Genomic DNA, 16316 nt, shown 5'->3' on the forward strand with positions numbered 1-16316 from the left:
TGCGTCGGCGGCGGCGTGGGCGGCATCCAAGGCTTTATCGATGTCTTCGGCAGTGGAGCGGGGGAATTCGGCGATCAGCTGGCCGTTCACCGGCGAGGTGTTCTCGAAGTACTGGCCTTTGACCGGGGCCACGAACTCACCGCCGATGAAGTTGCCGTAGCGGCTCTTGAAAGTGACCTTGGCGCCTTCCGTGCCGGGATGTGCGTAACGCATGTTGATTCTCCTGGGTGTCTCAGCGGTGCTGAGGGGTCGTTTTTCTTGTGTTGGCCAGGGCAGGGGCTGGCGCAGGGTAAACCCCCGCCTTGGGCGTCAGTCAGGAGGCTTGCGGGGTTTCCCCGCGGGCCAGGCGCTGGTTGATGTCGTCGATCACGGCGGGCAGGTCGACGATGGTGTCGATGAGGTAATGCGGCCGAGAAGGCTCGAACAGCTTGACGATGCGCGCACGCTCTTCAGCCAGCTTGTCGGATGGCAACGCCTTGTAGAGCTGGTAGGGCAGCCCCAGCGCGTTGCCCGAACAGGTCAGGGCCACCGTCCACATGCCCGCCTTGCGGCCTTCGAGGATGCCGGGCCAGGTGTCGTCCACCTTCACGCAGGCCGCGACATCATCGATGCCCAAGGCGATGACGTTGGCCAGTGCCTGGGCAGGCCATGGCCGCCCGTTGGGCGTTTCATCGGTGGCCACCACATGGTCGGCAACGTAGCCGTTCTGCCGGGCCAGCTCGACCACCTTGTCCATCACCACTTTCGGGTAGCCCGAGCAGGAACCGACCTTCATGCCCCGGCGGCGTACGTCGCCGATGGTGTCCAGGGCGCCCGGAATCAGCGCCGAATGAACGGCGATCTTCTCGATCTGCAGCGGCATGAAACGGTTGTACAGCGCCGTCACGTCGTCGTCGGTAGGTGTGCGGCCAAACACCTTGCGATAACGCTCGGCAATGTCGGGGATGTCGCACAGGGTGCGGATGTGGTCCCACTTGCCCATGCCCATCGGGCCACGGGCTTCCTCCAGCGACACCGTCACGCCGAATTCGGCGAAGGCTTCAACGAAGATCTGCGTTGGCGCGAAAGAGCCGAAATCGACCACGGTGCCGGCCCAGTCCAGGACCACGGCTTGCAGTTTTGCTGGTTTTTCATAATTCATGGGCGTTGCTCCAGTGAGTGTTTGTCAGGCAGTGGTGCCAAGTGCTGCAGGCTGTACGGGCGTTGCCGCCGCAGCCGTGTGTTCCACCGTCCGCGGGCGGCTGTTCCAGAAGGGCACCAGCATCGTGGCGGCCAGCAGGGCGGTGCCGGTGAACACCACGAACACGGTGATGGTGTCGAAATAGCCCGGCAGTAGGCCGCCGAGCACCGCACCGACCGAGCCACAGCCGTTGACGAAGCCGGCGGCGGACGCTGCGCCATCCTTGCTGCCGAAATCAATGGCTGCCGACCCGCTGATCATCGAGTCCGGCCCGTACAGGGTGAGCCCCATCATGAACAGCAGGCCCACCACGACGTACAGGCTGCCGCTCTGCATGGCCGGCACGAACAGGGCCAGGCAAGCCGTCAGCACCACAAGGCTAAGGACGCAAGCGGGGATGCGCCGGGCGCCGAAGTACTTGTCCGAGGCAATGCCGATGAGGATGGGCCCAATCAGCCCGGCCAGTTCGAAGGAGGTCGGGACGATGGCCGAGGCCACCTTGCCGATCTCGGGCATGCGCTCGTAGATGATGGCCGGGCCCCACAGCAGGATGGCGTAGCGGGCGGGCTTGAGCATGAAGTACGCCAGGCCCAGGAACAGCACGGTGCGGTTCTTCATCACCGTACGCAGGCCGGCCCACACGCTGGTGCGAGGCCCCGCCACCTTGCCGACGGCATCAAGCTCGATCTCCACGGGCGGCAGCCCTACGTCTTCCGGGCGATTGCGCTGCAACAGGAAGAACAGCAGGGCGACCACCAGCACCACGGCGGCGCTGCTGAAGAACGCGATGCGCCAATCGTGATACGCGTCGTAGGCCCACCAGCCGGCAAAGGGGGTCGCCACCAGCCCGCCGAACGCGTAGGAGGTGCTCCAGTAGCCCAGTACGCGGCCACGTTCACGGGTGCTGAAGAAACTGCCCACGTTCTTGCACAGCCCGGACCAGCCGGTGGACTGGGCAAGGCCCTGGATCAGCATGCAGGTGGCAAAGATCGGCAAGGTGGCATAGGTGCCCATCAGCACCGCAGCCAGCGCAGAGATCACCAGGCCGCTGAGGACCACGACCCGGGGGCCGAAGCGGTCTGAGAAGTTGCCCCAGAGAAACTGCCCGACGGCATAGGCTGTCAGGTAGAGGGCATCGAGGTTGGCCATCATGGCCTTTTCAAGGACGAAATCCGAGTCTTCGCCGATGCCTAGCTTGGCCACGGAGAACGCCTTGCGGGTGAAGTAGAAGGCCGCGTAGGCCACCCAGGTAATCAGGAAGACTTGAACGCGCCAACGCTGAAGCGATTTCCAGCCAGTCGCGAGAGGGCTTGCATCATGGTTCATGGTGTGCGGATCCCGTAGTGGGTGCCAGACAGCGCAAGGTCAGGGGTTTTGTTGTTGTTTTCGAGACTGAACGATGCATCCATGCACACCCCCTCATCAGCTGCCCGCAAGCGGGCCTCGGCTAGACGTGGGAGGGTTCCAGGGTGAAGAAAAGGTCCTTGCCCAAGGGGGCGATCCACTCGCCCCCCTGCTCGATCTGGCAAGGACCTTTAACCGGTGCGATCAGGCAGTGGCGTGCTGTATGTCGACATTCATCGCCAGCAGGCTGTCGGCAATGGCGCGCAGCAACTGATGAACGACAGATTCGTCGATCTGGCCGATACAGCCGATGCGGAAGCTTTCGGCGACGGTCAGCTTGCCGGGGTAGATGATGAAGTTGCGCGACTTTAGCTCATCGTAAAAACGCTTGAACTCGAAGTTGGGATGTTCCGGGCTGAAGAACGTGGTGATGATTGGCGACAACCAGCGGTCTTCGAGGAGCGTCCTGAAACCCAGGTTGCGCATGCCGGCCACCAGCACATCGCGGTTGCGGGTATAGCGCGCCAACCGCCCGTGCACGCCACCTTCGGCGTCGTGTTGCTCCAGTGCCTTGTGGAAGGCCACCACGCTGTGGGTCGGAGGGGTGAAGCGCCACTGGCCGGTCTTCTCCATGTAGGCCCACTGTTCGTACAGGTCGAGGCTCAGTGAATTGGCGCGGCCTTTCGCGGCTTCCAGAATGGTGCGGCGGATGATGACGAAGCCGAACCCTGGAATACCCTCGATGCATTTGTTGGCGGACGACACCACCACGTCGAAGGGAATGTCCTGGACGGTCAGCGGTACCGCGCCGAACGAGCTCATCGCATCGATGATCAGGCTCTTGCCATGGGCCTTCACCACATTGGCGATTTCACGCAGCGGGTTGAGGATGCCCGAACTGGTTTCGCAGTGGACGAGAAACACGTTGCTGACGTCGGGATTGGCCTTGAGCAGGGCGTCCACTTCCTCAGGCTGGGGCGGCAGGTAGTCGCCCTTGTCCAGGGTGATGAAGGCGCGGCCCAGGTACTCCAGGGTCTTGGTGGCGCGCTGGCCGTAGGCACCGTTCATCAACACCAGTGCCTTGCCATCGCGGGGGATGGCGGTGGCCAGCGCCGCTTCGACCGAGTAGCTGTCGCTGCCTTGCAGCGGCACGCAGGCGAAGCTGTCATCGGTAACCCCGGCCATTGCCAGCAGGTGCTTGCGCACATCCGCGGTGACTTCGTTGAAGGCCTTGTCCCATGAGCCCCAGTCGCGAAGCATGGCTTCCTTGGTGGCCTTGGAGGTGGTCAACGGCCCTGGGGTCAACAGGTAGGGTTCGCCCAGTGCTGGGGCTGCCAGCGCTTGAGGAACGGGAAACTCGGCTTTGGTCATGACCTTCTCCGGCGGTCTTGTTTTTGTGAGGAGTGATGCATGGCGTGATCAAAACATTCGCGAAAAAATAAATAAAATCGATTTATCACATTTCACAAATAAGCCGAGCTTATAAGTTGATGAAGACTCATGCTTTGTCCGCCTTGCCGGCTGCGGCGGCGAACCTGGCCAGACGAACATCCAGCCGGCGAGGGCGCCGGTTCAGGTCCTCGGCGTGCTCCTTGCGGCGAATGGCGTTGCGCACCATCAATGAGCCCAGGTAGCGGATGGGTTCTGGCGGGAAATGCCCGAGCGGGCCGTCGAGTAACGGCGAGCGTGTCCACGAGTTGTCCAGCCCCAGCACCAGCGACGACAGGATCTGGCCGCCCATGTGACAGGGGCCCACGCCACTTCCGGAATAACCGAAGCCATAGAAGATATTGCCCTTGGCGCCCATGCGGCCGAAGAACGGCAAGCCGGTGACCGAGCGATCCGAAGGGCCGTTCCAGGTGGCCGCGATATCGACGCCAGTGAAAGCCGGGAAGAACTTTTCCAACGCCCCACGCAGCAGGTCCGCATAGGGTGATGGCTGGTCGAATACCGGCAGCATGCGCCCACCGAAAGCGAAGGTATTGCCCCCTTTGCCCAGCATGATTCGCCCGTCGGGGGTGTTGTGGTAATAGTGAACGAAGATGCGTGAGTCGAGCACCGTCACGCCGCTGGTCAGGCCGATGCGCTCCAGCAGGTCCGGCCGCGGTTCGGTAATGATCATGTCGCTCGAGACAATGGCCACCGAACGCGAAAACTGCGGGAACGCCCGAGCCATCCAGGCATTGATCGCCAGCACCACGTTGGCGCAAGTGACCTTGCCATGGGGCGTGATGACCGAGGTGGGCTGCCCTTCGTCCAGGCCGACCATGGGCGTGCCTTCATGGATACACACGCCCAGCCCCAATGCGACGCGGCGCAGGCCACGCACCAGCTTGGCCGGTTGCACGCTGGCCGCCGCGGGCGAGTACCAGCCTTCAAGGTGTTGGGCCGAGCCGGCCATGCGTTGCACATCGGCGGGTGCACGCTTGCTGAAGGTGTTGATGCCATGGCGCTCCAGCGCGGCGACCACCGCGTCCGTGGAGCCGACCTGCGCCTGGCTGGTCGAGGTGTACAGCGTGCCGTCGAGACGGTAGTCGGCATCGACTCCGTACGTTCTGCAGAAGTCGCCGATCGCATAGATGCTCTGCTCCGACGCCTTGACCAGGCGCACCGCCTCTTCGAGCCCGAACAAGCGCTCCAGGGTAAAGAACTTCGCCGACCAGGACAGCGCACAACCGCCGTTGCGCCCACTGGCCCCCGCGCCGCAGATGTCCGCTTCAACGATGACCACGTCGAGTCCGGGGTTCTGTTCCTTGAGCATGATGGCGGTCCACAGGCCGGTGTAGCCGCCACCGACGATGCAGACATCGGCGCGGGTGTCCTGTCGCAGCGGCGGGCAGGATTCGTCGGGCTGGTTCTTCAGGGCTTGCTCGAGCCAGAAAGGTCGCATCGTGTATCTCCAGAAAGAGGGCAGAGCAGGGCAGCGGTGAAGGCGCGCCTTGCGAAAAGCATCCTTGCAGTGCACTGTCCATAAATAAAATCGATTTATCGTATGCAGACATAGGGCAGGGCTATAGAAGGTGGCGCCATGACAATCTCACACACCCAACTCAAGGCATTTCATGCAGTCGCCGTGAATGGCGGCTTCACGCGCGCGGCAGAGCAGCTGTGCCTTTCGCAACCCTCGGTGTCCGACCAGGTGCGCAAGCTCGAGGATTACTACGGGGTCCTGTTGTTTCTGCGCGAAAAGCGCCAGGTGCGCCTGACCGAGGTGGGGGAGCGCCTGTTCGGCCTGACCCAACGCCTGTTCGATATCAGCGTCGATGCCCATGACATGCTGATGGACCACCGCACGCTGTCCACCGGAACGTTGAACCTGGCAGTGGACGCGCCGGTGCACGTGTTGCCCTATGTCGCCCGCTTCTGCGCCCGCTACCCCGGGGTCGACGTGAAGATCGAGACCGGCAATACCGATGAGGTGCTGGAGCGGTTGTTCGGCTACAAGACCGACATCGCGCTGCTGGGCCGCAGCATCGAAGACGAGCGCCTGCTGGCCCTGCCGATTCGCAGCGACCCGATGCTCGCGTTCGTCGCTTATGACCACCCCTGGGCACAACGCACGTCCGTGCGCCTCGCCGACCTGGCCGAGGCACCGATGGTGCTGCGCGAAGTAGGGTCGGTGACACGGCTGTCCCTGGAGCAGGAGATGGCAGCGGCCGGGCTGCGCATTCGCAAGGTCATCGAGGTCGAGGGGCGTGAAGCGGCGCGCGAGGCCGTGGCGATCGGCATGGGGGTGGGTGTTGTGTCCGCCGCCGAGCTGGGCTCGGACTCGCGCATCCGCGGCTTGCCGATCGACGACAGCCGCCACCGCTTTAGCGAGACCTTGGTGTGCCTGCGCGCGCAGAGTTCACGGCGCATCCTCACGACGTTCTTCGACATGGTTCGGGAGGCAGTGGAAAGCGGGGCCTGACCGACCTCACCCATTCGAGTTATGGCCCCCTGGCCCAATCCCCCGGATAGTGGCTCCATCCGCTCAGCCGAGCCGATCCTGATCACACGATGGAGTTGCTATGCGCAAGTCGTAATGGTCGAAAAAGTTACTTTCAGCTTGCCGGCCTAATTATTAAATTTGCTCGTGGTGATATATGTTTTTTATTAGCTCTGCATACTCGCCGTTGCCAAGGTTCCTGATTGCTGGAATTGACGTGTAACCCAATATTTCGATTATGCATCTGAAAACACCGGAGTGTGAAACAATCAGTGTGTTCTCAAGTGTTTTTATATTGTCTAGTGCGAGTTCTAGGCGGCGAGCTAACTCTTTGGGCTGTTCGACAGTGCTTGAATTTGAGATTTTAGTGCGCAAGTAGTCGCTTTTTGTCATTCCCTCGAATTCTGCGAGATAGCGCTCTGAAAGATTGTCCATGATTGTTATGGGGCAGTTATCGAGTTTTTGGCTGATTACTCTCGCGGTCTGTTGGGCACGGGCCAGTGGGCTGCTAAAAATGCGCCTAATATTAAGCTTTTTCAACTCTTCTGCTGCGGCTTGCGCTTGCTGAATGCCTATAGAGTTGAGTGGAGGGTCGAGTTGACCCATCCACTTACTTTCTAAGTTGAAGTTGGTTTGGCCATGGCGAAGAAAAATCAGCATGGCATCATTCTCTAGAAAAGTAATGCATTATGAATTGGGTGTGTCTTTTCTCCGGTAGCCGGGTATTGGTGCTTGATCCACTCGGCTAGTACGTCAGAGAATTGCTTGCTTTTGCTGCGAAGTTCCAAATATTCAGGGGATTCCTCGCGTTTGTCGCGAGTAACCTGTTCAAGGATCTGTCGTTTTTCAGTGCAATTTATAGCTTCCAAAAAATATTCGTAGATGGTGAATATGTGTTTGGTGTGGGGGTTGAGTTCGCCTACTTTACTGATTCTTTCAAGAACAGGGATGTCGAATAGTTTGGAAAGTTCAGCGGTTTTTTCTTCGTTTGTTTTCAAAGCCGTCTCTGCAACCGAAACGACCCCTCCAAAATACAAGATCTTCCGCGAGAAGCGAAGTTTAATGTTGCGTAATCCCCATGACTTCTGCGATTCGGTTACTTTGTATTCGAAGTCAGTGGTGATTGTTCTGTAGTATCGTATAATGTCGTTAAAAAGAAAGCGGGAGATTTGGTTTTCTGGGTTGCCGGTCTTGAGGTACTTGGCAAGAAGTTTAGAACGGTATGCGTTGAAACGTTCTTCACTATAAAGCCAGGTGCCTTCCAGCAGAAAAAGCATGCGACGGGTAAAATTCTGATTCGAGTCTTTGTCGCCACCTATGTTGGTTAACATGGTGTGGAACCTGACGATTGCATCGGTCCCAAATGTACCCGTGTCGCCTGGATCTTTTTTGATGTATTTTTTTGTGATTTCAGTGATGGTCTTTTTGACCTCTTCTAGTGCATCGTCCGGTTCTTCAGAATTAAAAAATATGAAGAGGTCAATGTCGGATTCGAGTGATGCTTCTCGACGTCCGTATGAACCGGTGGTAACTACAGTGAGAGAATCCTTGTGCTCATTTGAATCTAGAGCATCCCTGATCTCATTTCTTAGCTTTTCCAGAATATCATTGGAGTGATTGTGGTGATCATTAATCACTGGGTATTGCTCAAGAAATTCCTTGTACTTCATTTTTATTCCTAGGTGAGTCTTGGGAGCTCTATTTGAATGTGGTTGTTGTTGGCTGTGTTTTCAGTTATGGTTATCTTTTTCTTTTCTTTGTTGCAGGCGAACCTATTGTGATCTATGTGTTCTTTTCGTAGGTAGTATGTTCTTTGCGTGAAATCAAGTTCTTCGTTGCCAAGCCAGTTTGGTTTGGTGTTTTCTTTCATTAGCGCTGAAAATGATCTGAAGAGTTTTTTGTAGCGCTGCTGCCAACTCCGCTCGGTTGAGTAGATTTCGCCCTCGCTAAAATTTACTTGCTCATGAAAAAAAAGTTCGCTGGACCTGTCTGAGATTAAACCAAATTGATCATTTATTAAGTTGGCATAAACGCGATCTTTCATTTCCCAGAAGGAATCAAGAGTCCGAGTGTCGCAACTCGGTTCACTGCAGAACGCAGCTTTGGCTACAGAGATGCGGCAAATAATAAATTTCTTACCGGTTAAGTAAGTGTGTGACCTGGTTATTCCATCTATGGTGTCAATATTTATGGGGCTGGAAAATAAATCGCCACCAAAGTCTTTTGGTGCGGTTGCGTCAATTAAAGACAGTAGCAGGTCGGTGTCGAAATTCTTCCGAATAATATGCTTGAGTTCTTGCGCTACGGAAGCCTCACCGCGGATGATTTGCTCTCCCGCTTGATGGTGGCCATATCCTATTTTTTTCTTAATGTAAGGCTCGACACTGTGTGATAAAGGAGCGTGTCCGATATCATGCAGCAGCGCTGCTGCTATTACATGATTTTTAAGTTCTGTTGTATAGCCTCTAGCGTCAGCAATGTAGTTGGCTAGGGCGGCAACATAAATGGAGTGTATGGCCCTGCTTTTGTATTGCTTTTTCAGGAAGCCAGCGCTTTGATGCGTGTAATCTAATGCGCCAAGAAAAGAAATGTCGTTTAGACGTTGGAAGGCCTTTGTGCCTACAATGTCTTTAACTATATCCAGCGACAATAGGTTTTTTAGCCAGTACTCAATTGATTCTGGGTCTCTTGAGGCTTCTGGCCAAAAAGTCAAATTGTCTCGTATTGGTGTATTCACTTCCATCTCTTGAACTTCAAATATGCCCAATTCATTTTTCGCAAGCCACACTTAGAATAGACAGGCTGCGACAAATTTGCCTGCCATTATGGCATGGAGGGTGTGGTATCAGGATATTTTTTTTGAGAACCAATCTCACTTGAGGTCCTTCATCATTAGTAAGTGATTGAAAAAAAAGGTTTTTGTCTGTTGCGCGCGTTCTGGTTGTTTTTTGTTCCGCTATTTTTCAGGTCAGTCTTACCCAAGCGGCATAGTGCGTACGTAAATGGCCCTCAGTGTCGCGCCTCGCTCATACCCCCATTCGGGTTATGGCCCCGTGGCGCAATCCCCCGGATAGTGGCTCCATCAGCTCGCCCGAGCCGATCCTGATCACACGATGGAGTTGCTATGCGCAAGGCATTGAAGGTGATTTCCAGTCTGTTGCTGTGCTGTTCCGCCACGGCCGCCCTGGCCACCGAGGCAGACACCGGCAACACGCTCAGGTTGTACAACTGGACCGACTACATCGGCGAAAACACCCTCGCCGATTTCGAGAAACAGACCGGCATCAAGGTGATCTACGACACCTTCGACGGCTACGAGACGGTCCAGACCAAACTGCTCACCGGCCGCTCCGGCTACGACCTGGTGATGCTCAATGGCTCCCTGGTGCCACCGCTGATCAAGGCCGGGGTGTTCCAGCCGCTGGACAAGTCCAGGCTGCCCAGCTGGGCCAATCTCGACCCGCAAGTGGTGCAGAGCCTGCAGGCCTTCGACCCCGGCATGCGCTACTCGGCGCCCTACACCTGGGGCAGCTCGGGCATTACCTACAACGTCGACAAGATCAAGCAGCGCATGCCCGACGCGCCCATCGGCTCGCTGGCCATGCTGTTCGACCCGAAAATCGTCTCGCGCTTCGCCGACTGCGGCGTGACCGTGATGGACGCGCCCAGCGAAGTCATCCCGCTGGCGCTCAAGTACCTCGGCAAAGACCCACAGAGCGCCAAGCCGGCCGACCTCAAGGCGGCCCAGGACGTGCTCATGGGCATCCGCCCTTACATCAAGAAGTTCGACTCGGTGAACTACCTCACCAGCTTGCCCAACGGCGACGTGTGCATGGCCCTGACCTGGTCCGGCGACTACGCCACCGCCCAGGCCCGCGCGGTGGAGGCGAAGAAGGACATCAACCTGGCGTTCTTCATTCCCAAGGAAGGCTCGCTGATCTGGTTCGACAGCCTCTACCTGCCCAACGACGCCCCCCACGTGGCCAACGCCCACCGCTTCATCGAATACCTGCTGCAGCCCAAGACCATGGCCGAGGTGACCAACTACATCCACTACGCCAACAGCAACGCCGCCGCCACGCCGCTGGTGCAGGCCGATATCCGCAACGACCCGGCCATCTACCCCGACGAGCCGACCCGCGAGCGGCTGTTCACCCAGAAGTCCCAGGACCCCCAGGCCATGCGCGCCATCACCCGGGTCTGGAGCACGGTCAAGACCGGCATCTGACACCTTTCACCGTACCGATCCGACAAGGAATTGCTTATGGCTACCCCGACTCGCCCATTGGCCGCCACCTCGCACAACGACCAGCTGGTGAAAGCCGACAAGGCACACTACATGCACGGCTACCACATGTTCGACGAGCACGCCGAGCAGGGTGCGCTGAACATCCAGGCCGGTGACGGCGCCTACATCCACGACACCCAGGGCAACCGCTTCCTTGACGCCGTCGGCGGCATGTGGTGCACCAACATCGGCCTGGGCCGCGAGGAAATGGCCCTGGCCATTGCCGACCAGGTGCGCCAGCTGGCCTATTCCAACCCGTTCTCGGACATGGCCAACCCGAAAGCCATCGAGCTGTGCCAGAAGCTCGCCAGCCTCGCGCCGGGCGACCTCGACCACGTGTTTCTCACCACCGGCGGCTCCACCGCCGTGGACACCGCCTACCGGCTGATCCAGTACTATCAGAACTGCCGCGGCAAACCGCACAAGAAGCATGTGATCGCCCGCTACAATGCCTACCACGGCTCGACCTGCCTGACCATGTCGATCGGCAACAAGGCCGCCGACCGGGTGCCGGAGTTCGACTACGCCCACGAACTGATCCACCACGTCTCCAACCCCAACTTCTACCGGGCCGGCGACGATATGGACGAGGCCGAGTTCCTCGACTTCCTGGTGGCCGAGTTCGAGGACAAGATCCTCTCCCTGGGCGCGGACAACGTGGCCGCCTTCTTCGCCGAGCCGATCATGGGCTCGGGCGGGGTGATCATCCCGCCCGATGGCTACTTCCAGCGCATGTGGCAGGTGTGCCAGACCTACGACATCCTCTTCGTCGCCGACGAAGTGGTCACCTCGTTCGGCCGCCTGGGCACTTTCTTCGCCTCCGAAGCACTGTTCGGCGTCACCCCGGACATCATCACTACCGCCAAGGGCCTGACCTCGGCCTACCTGCCACTGGGTGCGTGCATCTTCTCCGAGCGCATCTGGAAGGTGATCGCCGAACCGGGCAAGGGCCGCTGCTTCACCCACGGCTTCACCTACAGCGGGCACCCTGTGTGCTGCGTGGCGGCCCTGAAGAACATCGAGATCATCGAACGGGAAAACCTGCTGGCCCACGTCAACGATGTCGGCAGCTACCTGGAGCAGCGCCTGCAGGCCCTGGCTGCACTGCCGCTGGTGGGCCAGGTGCGCTGCATGAAGCTGATGGCCTGTGTCGAGTTCGTCGCCAACAAGCAGACCAAGGCGCTGTTCCCGGACGCGGTGAACATCGGCGAGCGTATCCATGTGCGAGCCCAGGCCAAGGGGCTGCTGGTGCGCCCGATCATGCACCTGAACGTGATGTCGCCGCCGCTGATCATCACCCACGCCCAGGTGGACGAGATCGTCGACACCCTGCGCAGCTGCATCCTAGAGGCGGCGCAGGAGCTGACCGAGCAGGGCCTGTACCACGGCCAATGACCGACCTGCAGCCAAAGATGCGCGCGCGTGCCCCGGCCGGTAGACTGCGGGGCATGAGCCGAGCACACGAAAACACCACAATAAACCTGCCGTTTCATGCCCTGCAGCAATGGCACAGCGCCCTGCAACAGGCCTTCGCCCACAGCGAGGGCCCGGACGCGCTGGCCTGGCTGGCGGCGGCCATCAGCCAGCTGGTGGCCGCCGAGTCCATGCTGATCAGCCTCGAACGCAAGGGTCAGCCGCCGCAGCTGCTGTACCAGCAGGGCATCCCCGACCGTTATCACGAGGCGGTGCTGGAGCGCTATTTCGCCGCGGGCTACCTACTCGACCCGTTCTGCCTGGCGGTGGAGAAGGGCCTGGCGCAGGGCTTCTATCACCTGGAAGACATCGCCCCGGACAACTTCTTCGACAGCGACTACTACAAGACCTATTACCTTGGCACCGGCTGCAGCGAGGACAGCTACTTCATCGTCGACCTGGGCAACGACAGCAAGATCTCCTTGAGTCTGTTCCAGGGCTGCAGCGGTGCACGGCTGGGGGTGGCGCAACTGCACCTGTTGCAGGCCGTGGAACCGATGGTTCGCGAGCTGCTGATGCGCTTTGCACGGCATGGCCTGGGGCCGCCGCCGGAAGCCAACGAAAGCGTGCAGGCCGCGTTCGACAGCTTTGGTTGCGGGGTGCTGACCGAGCGCGAGCGGCAAGTGGCGCAGATGGTGTTGCAGGGGCACTCGGTGAAATCCACCGCCCATGAGCTGGGTATCTCGCCCGAGACGGTGCGCATGCACCGCAAGAACCTGTACCTGAAGCTGGAGATCAACTCGCAATCGGAGCTGTTCGCCCAGTTCATCGGCTGGTTGCGGCGGATCTGAGCGGGCTCACCAGCGCAGCAGGCGCGGGCCCAGCCAGGCGCCGAGCGCGGTCGGCAGCAGCATGCCGAGCACGTACCACAGGCCCCAGAACGGCACGCCCATCTCCGGGCAGTGCAGGCAGTAGGCCAGGGTGGCCGTCGACCCGGCCAGCAGGCCACCGGCGGCACCGGCCTGGCGCAAACGGGTCGGTGCCAGGCCCTGCAGGGCCCAGAACACGCTGACCAGCCCCGGCAGCGAGAGTAAGGTGATGTTCAGCGCACAGGTACGCCAGGTACGGCCGAACAGCAGGTCGGCGCGCGCATCGAGTGGGGCACCGGCCAGGCTCAGCGCCGCGCCCAGCCACAGCAGCAGCAGGGGCAGGCCCAGCAGCCCCCAGGCCAGGCCACCGCGCACGCCAGGCCTGGCCAGCCGGCTGGTCAGCCACAACCCGAGCAACGCCAGGCTGCCAGGCAAGGCCACCTTGGCCCAAAACAGCGGCGTGCGCGCCACTTCGGCCAGGTCGCTGCGCACGCCGTACAGGGCCGCGGTCATCAGCACTGCGGCCAGGCCGCCGAGCAACACGGCCAGGCCCAGGCGCCGAATCGTAGCGTTGTGCTGCACCGGGCCTTCGCCTGCGGCCAGCAGGCTGATCAGGTCATCGGTCTTCATCGTAGCTCCTACCTCCAATCAACCTGGCCAGGGCCTTCAGGCCTCGGTGTATGCCCACCTTGACCGCTGAGCTGGAAAGCCCGGTCAGTTGCGCGGTTTCCTCCACCGACAGTCCCTTCAACTTGACGTGGACGATCGGCAGCCGCTGGCGCTCGGGCAGCTGTTGCAGCAGCCTGGCCAGGTCGCGACTGGCTTCGGCCGGCTCGGCATCGCTGCTGGTGAACAGCTCGGCGTCGTCATCCAGTGGCGCGCTGTGGGCATCCAGGCGGGCCCGGCTGCGCAAGTAGTCGACCAGCTTGTAGCGGGCGATCGCCTGCACCCAGGCGGTCAACGGTTGTTGCGCCTGGTAAGTATGCCGCGCATTGTGCACCGCCAGCAGCACCTCCTGCAGCAGGTCCTCGATCTCGGCCGGGCGGCTGGCCAGGCGCCGCCGCAGAAACGCCCGGATATGCAGTGCCAGGGCTGCGAGGAAGGCCCGGTAGGCCTGCGCATCGCCCGCCAGCCCGGCCAGCAGCAAGGCTTGCAGCTGGGCTTCGCGCGCATCGAGCACTGCCTGTGAGTTAGTTCGCTGCATGGGCCGCCTGGGTTACACCGCGGGTGCATTTTCGGTGAGCCAGCCGTCGGCGAGCCCCTGGATTGAAACCTTAGGTCGCCGCAGCCGGTTGAGCGAAAAATTTTTCCAGGGCTGTAACCGGATCCGCACACGCCACGAATTACTCCATGAGCCGCCGGTAAACCTGCCACGGCCACCCACTCTGGAGACTTCAGCATGAAAACCTTAGCCCTCGCCACCGCTGCCCTGGCCCTCGCTTCGCTGGCGAGTGCCGCCCTGGCGGCAACCCCCACCCAGCCGGCCGGCAGCGGCGCCGCCATGGAGAAATGCTACGGCGTCGCCATGGCCGGCAAGAACGACTGCAAGGCAGGTGCCGGTACCACCTGCGCCGGTTCTGCCAAAAAGGACTACGACGGCATGCACTGGAAGAACGTCCCGGCCGGCACCTGCACCTCGATCAAGACCCCGGCCGGCATGGGCTCGCTGACCCCGATCCAGTCCTGAGCAGAGGAGGCCGACCATGAACGGCAAGGCAGCACTGGGCGCCGGGATCGGGCTCAAGGCCGAGCACTATGACGCGGCGCTGGCGTGCCGCGCCGAGGGGCTCTGGTTCGAGGTTCACCCGGAGAACTACATGGTCGGCGGCCCGCGCCTTGCCTGGCTGTTGCGCATCGCCGAGTGCCACCCGCTGTCGCTGCACGGTGTGGCGCTGTCGCTGGCGGCCGATGCCGAGCCAGACCCGCAGCACCTGCAACGCTTGCGCATGCTGATCGAGCAGGTGCGGCCGGTGCTGGTGTCCGAGCACCTGGCCTGGTCGACCTGGCGGGGCGCCTACCACCCCGACCTGTTGCCGTTCCCGCGCAGCAGCGAGGCCCTGGCCCGCATCAGCAGCAATATCCAGCGGAGCCAGGAAGCGCTGGGGCGGCGCATCTCGATCGAGAACCCCAGCCATTACCTGCAGCTGGACGGGCATGAATGGGACGAGATCGATTTCCTCGCCGAACTGGCCCGGCGTACCGGTTGCGGCCTGTTGCTGGATGTCAACAACGTGTACATCAGTGCCCACAACCTGGGCTTCAGTGCTGCCGGTTATCTGGACCGCTTTCCGGCACAGGCGATCAGCGAAATCCACCTGGCCGGATACAGCCACGACGCGCAAGGCACCTTGCTGATCGACTCGCACGATGCGCGAGTCGCCGAGCCGGTCTGGGCGCTTTACCGGCGCCTGATTGCCCGGATCGGCCCGCACCCGACGCTGGTCGAGCGGGATGGCAATGTCCCGCCGTTCAATGAACTGCTGGGCGAACGGGCCATGGCCCAGGCGACCCTTGATAGCTCAGGAGAGCAGCCATGAGCCTCACCTTGAGCCAGTTCCAGGACGCGTTTGCAGCCGCCCTGCAGGGGCACCCGGCGCCAGGGCTGGCGGCACTCACCGGGCAGCCGGCGTTCGCGGTGTACCGCAACACGGTCATGGCCGGCTGCGTGGAGGCGTTGTGTGACAACTTTCCCAGTGTGCTGACCCTGGTCGGGCGCGAATGGATGGAAGCGGCCGTGGCGGCCTACGCACGGCAAGTGCCACCCGACGACCCTCGACTGATTCATTACGGCGCAGCCTTCGCCGATTTTATCGAGCAGGCGCAGGCACAACACGGTGTGCCGTACCTGGCCGAGGTTGCACGGCTGGATGCCTGCTGGAAGGAGGCGTTCAGCGCGCTCGATGCGCCTTGCCTCGACCTGGCGGAGCTGGCGGGCATGACGGCCGGCGACCTGGCGCGCAGCGTTCTCTACCCCCGTGGCAATGCCCGCTGGCACTGGTGCGCGGTGCACCCGGCCTACCGCCTCTGGCGCTACGGCCGTGAGCAGCTGGCCTGGGCAGACGATCAGCCCTGGGTCGGTGAAGGTGCGCTGTTCGTCGGCGGCCCCGAGGGCGTTGCCCACCAGCCACTAGAGCAGGGCGGCTGCGCGTTCCTGCAGGCCTGCGCAGCCGGGCAGTCGCTTGAACAGGCGTCACAGTTTGCCCAACACACCCAACCGGACCTGGACTTCGGCGACCTGCTTGGCCGCCTGGTCGGTGCACAGGTCTTCCGCCCGCTCAGCTTTGCCTGAGGACA

General features: G+C 60.8%; 17 protein-coding genes. 7 read left to right on the top strand and 10 right to left on the bottom strand.

The window, feature by feature from the left end:
* The 5 genes from ACLEJU_RS18460 to ACLEJU_RS18480 form a co-directional block, all read right to left on the bottom strand.
* Positions 1-213: aldehyde dehydrogenase family protein (locus tag ACLEJU_RS18460; RefSeq protein ID WP_440776734.1), on the bottom strand; the 213-nt coding region annotated here is incomplete at its 3' end.
* Between the two features lie 100 nt (positions 214-313).
* Positions 314-1141 carry a phosphonoacetaldehyde hydrolase gene (gene phnX, locus ACLEJU_RS18465; RefSeq protein ID WP_435424291.1) on the bottom strand — a complete coding sequence of 276 codons (828 nt, stop codon included), beginning with the start codon at positions 1139-1141 and terminating at the stop codon, positions 314-316.
* 24 nt (positions 1142-1165) lie between these two features.
* On the bottom strand, positions 1166-2506 hold the full coding sequence (locus ACLEJU_RS18470; protein WP_435424290.1) for an MFS transporter: 1341 nt from the start codon (positions 2504-2506) through the stop codon (positions 1166-1168).
* A gap of 222 nt (positions 2507-2728) precedes the next feature.
* Complete coding sequence (locus ACLEJU_RS18475) at positions 2729-3895, bottom strand: 2-aminoethylphosphonate--pyruvate transaminase (RefSeq protein WP_440776735.1); 1167 nt, start codon at positions 3893-3895, stop codon at positions 2729-2731.
* Positions 3896-4022: 127 nt separating this feature from the next.
* Positions 4023-5414, bottom strand: a complete 1392-nt coding sequence (locus tag ACLEJU_RS18480) for an FAD-dependent oxidoreductase (protein ID WP_435424288.1) — start codon at positions 5412-5414, stop codon at positions 4023-4025.
* Between the two features lie 138 nt (positions 5415-5552).
* On the opposite strand from ACLEJU_RS18480, the gene ACLEJU_RS18485 reads away from it, so the two are divergent.
* The gene (locus ACLEJU_RS18485) at positions 5553-6434 is read left to right on the top strand and encodes a LysR substrate-binding domain-containing protein (protein WP_435424287.1); all 882 of its coding nucleotides are present in this window, start codon (positions 5553-5555) and stop codon (positions 6432-6434) included.
* A gap of 153 nt (positions 6435-6587) precedes the next feature.
* Here the strand turns inward: ACLEJU_RS18485 and ACLEJU_RS18490 are convergent, their stop codons facing one another.
* Genes ACLEJU_RS18490 through ACLEJU_RS18500 form a run of 3 tightly spaced genes read right to left on the bottom strand, consistent with a single transcriptional unit; the run spans position 6588 to position 9240 of the window.
* The gene (locus tag ACLEJU_RS18490) at positions 6588-7112 is read right to left on the bottom strand and encodes a histidine phosphatase family protein (RefSeq protein WP_435424286.1); all 525 of its coding nucleotides are present in this window, start codon (positions 7110-7112) and stop codon (positions 6588-6590) included.
* A gap of 11 nt (positions 7113-7123) precedes the next feature.
* Positions 7124-8122, bottom strand: a complete 999-nt coding sequence (locus ACLEJU_RS18495; protein ID WP_435424285.1) for a nucleotidyltransferase domain-containing protein — start codon at positions 8120-8122, stop codon at positions 7124-7126.
* 8 nt (positions 8123-8130) lie between these two features.
* Complete coding sequence (locus ACLEJU_RS18500) at positions 8131-9240, bottom strand: HD domain-containing protein (protein WP_435424284.1); 1110 nt, start codon at positions 9238-9240, stop codon at positions 8131-8133.
* Between the two features lie 336 nt (positions 9241-9576).
* Between ACLEJU_RS18500 and ACLEJU_RS18505 the strand changes: the two genes are divergently transcribed.
* From ACLEJU_RS18505 to ACLEJU_RS18515, 3 genes are read left to right on the top strand one after another with little or no spacing between them, the layout of a single operon-like run.
* Complete coding sequence (locus tag ACLEJU_RS18505) at positions 9577-10680, top strand: polyamine ABC transporter substrate-binding protein (protein ID WP_435424283.1); 1104 nt, start codon at positions 9577-9579, stop codon at positions 10678-10680.
* 36 nt (positions 10681-10716) lie between these two features.
* Complete coding sequence (locus ACLEJU_RS18510) at positions 10717-12135, top strand: aminotransferase (protein WP_435424282.1); 1419 nt, start codon at positions 10717-10719, stop codon at positions 12133-12135.
* 53 nt (positions 12136-12188) lie between these two features.
* Positions 12189-13004 carry a helix-turn-helix transcriptional regulator gene (locus ACLEJU_RS18515; protein WP_435424281.1) on the top strand — a complete coding sequence of 272 codons (816 nt, stop codon included), beginning with the start codon at positions 12189-12191 and terminating at the stop codon, positions 13002-13004.
* Between the two features lie 6 nt (positions 13005-13010).
* Here the strand turns inward: ACLEJU_RS18515 and ACLEJU_RS18520 are convergent, their stop codons facing one another.
* Both ACLEJU_RS18520 and ACLEJU_RS18525 read right to left on the bottom strand, forming a co-directional pair.
* Positions 13011-13652, bottom strand: a complete 642-nt coding sequence (locus ACLEJU_RS18520) for a DUF1109 domain-containing protein (protein WP_435424280.1) — start codon at positions 13650-13652, stop codon at positions 13011-13013.
* Positions 13639-14226: a sigma-70 family RNA polymerase sigma factor gene (locus ACLEJU_RS18525; RefSeq protein ID WP_435424279.1), complete on the bottom strand. Its 588-nt coding sequence runs from the start codon at positions 14224-14226 to the stop codon at positions 13639-13641. The genes ACLEJU_RS18520 and ACLEJU_RS18525 overlap by 14 nt, the downstream gene beginning before the upstream one ends.
* Positions 14227-14421: 195 nt before the next feature.
* On the opposite strand from ACLEJU_RS18525, the gene ACLEJU_RS18530 reads away from it, so the two are divergent.
* From ACLEJU_RS18530 to ACLEJU_RS18540, 3 genes are read left to right on the top strand one after another with little or no spacing between them, the layout of a single operon-like run.
* Positions 14422-14709: a BufA1 family periplasmic bufferin-type metallophore gene (locus tag ACLEJU_RS18530; RefSeq protein WP_435424278.1), complete on the top strand. Its 288-nt coding sequence runs from the start codon at positions 14422-14424 to the stop codon at positions 14707-14709.
* Positions 14710-14725: 16 nt separating this feature from the next.
* The gene (gene bufB / locus ACLEJU_RS18535) at positions 14726-15559 is read left to right on the top strand and encodes an MNIO family bufferin maturase (protein ID WP_435424277.1); all 834 of its coding nucleotides are present in this window, start codon (positions 14726-14728) and stop codon (positions 15557-15559) included.
* Complete coding sequence (locus ACLEJU_RS18540; RefSeq protein WP_435424276.1) at positions 15556-16311, top strand: HvfC/BufC N-terminal domain-containing protein; 756 nt, start codon at positions 15556-15558, stop codon at positions 16309-16311. The genes bufB and ACLEJU_RS18540 overlap by 4 nt, the downstream gene beginning before the upstream one ends.
* Positions 16312-16316 lie beyond the last annotated feature (5 nt).

Source organism: Pseudomonas sp. SMN11, assembly GCF_052041945.1.
Lineage (GTDB): Bacteria > Pseudomonadota > Gammaproteobacteria > Pseudomonadales > Pseudomonadaceae > Aquipseudomonas.

Excerpts from the sequence above, each read along its gene's own strand:
- ACLEJU_RS18495 (WP_435424285.1), bottom strand. The coding sequence starts at position 8,122 with ATGAAGTACAAGGAATTTCTTGAGCAATACCCAGTGATTAATGATCAC.
- bufB (WP_435424277.1), top strand. The coding sequence starts at position 14,726 with ATGAACGGCAAGGCAGCACTGGGCGCCGGGATCGGGCTCAAGGCCGAG.
- ACLEJU_RS18485 (WP_435424287.1), top strand. The coding sequence starts at position 5,553 with ATGACAATCTCACACACCCAACTCAAGGCATTTCATGCAGTCGCCGTG.
- ACLEJU_RS18540 (WP_435424276.1), top strand. The coding sequence starts at position 15,556 with ATGAGCCTCACCTTGAGCCAGTTCCAGGACGCGTTTGCAGCCGCCCTG.
- ACLEJU_RS18505 (WP_435424283.1), top strand. The coding sequence starts at position 9,577 with ATGCGCAAGGCATTGAAGGTGATTTCCAGTCTGTTGCTGTGCTGTTCC.
- phnX (WP_435424291.1), bottom strand. The coding sequence starts at position 1,141 with ATGAATTATGAAAAACCAGCAAAACTGCAAGCCGTGGTCCTGGACTGG.
- ACLEJU_RS18525 (WP_435424279.1), bottom strand. The coding sequence starts at position 14,226 with ATGCAGCGAACTAACTCACAGGCAGTGCTCGATGCGCGCGAAGCCCAG.
- ACLEJU_RS18530 (WP_435424278.1), top strand. The coding sequence starts at position 14,422 with ATGAAAACCTTAGCCCTCGCCACCGCTGCCCTGGCCCTCGCTTCGCTG.
- ACLEJU_RS18510 (WP_435424282.1), top strand. The coding sequence starts at position 10,717 with ATGGCTACCCCGACTCGCCCATTGGCCGCCACCTCGCACAACGACCAG.
- ACLEJU_RS18480 (WP_435424288.1), bottom strand. The coding sequence starts at position 5,414 with ATGCGACCTTTCTGGCTCGAGCAAGCCCTGAAGAACCAGCCCGACGAA.
- ACLEJU_RS18470 (WP_435424290.1), bottom strand. The coding sequence starts at position 2,506 with ATGAACCATGATGCAAGCCCTCTCGCGACTGGCTGGAAATCGCTTCAG.
- ACLEJU_RS18475 (WP_440776735.1), bottom strand. The coding sequence starts at position 3,895 with ATGACCAAAGCCGAGTTTCCCGTTCCTCAAGCGCTGGCAGCCCCAGCA.
- ACLEJU_RS18490 (WP_435424286.1), bottom strand. The coding sequence starts at position 7,112 with ATGCTGATTTTTCTTCGCCATGGCCAAACCAACTTCAACTTAGAAAGT.
- ACLEJU_RS18515 (WP_435424281.1), top strand. The coding sequence starts at position 12,189 with ATGAGCCGAGCACACGAAAACACCACAATAAACCTGCCGTTTCATGCC.
- ACLEJU_RS18520 (WP_435424280.1), bottom strand. The coding sequence starts at position 13,652 with ATGAAGACCGATGACCTGATCAGCCTGCTGGCCGCAGGCGAAGGCCCG.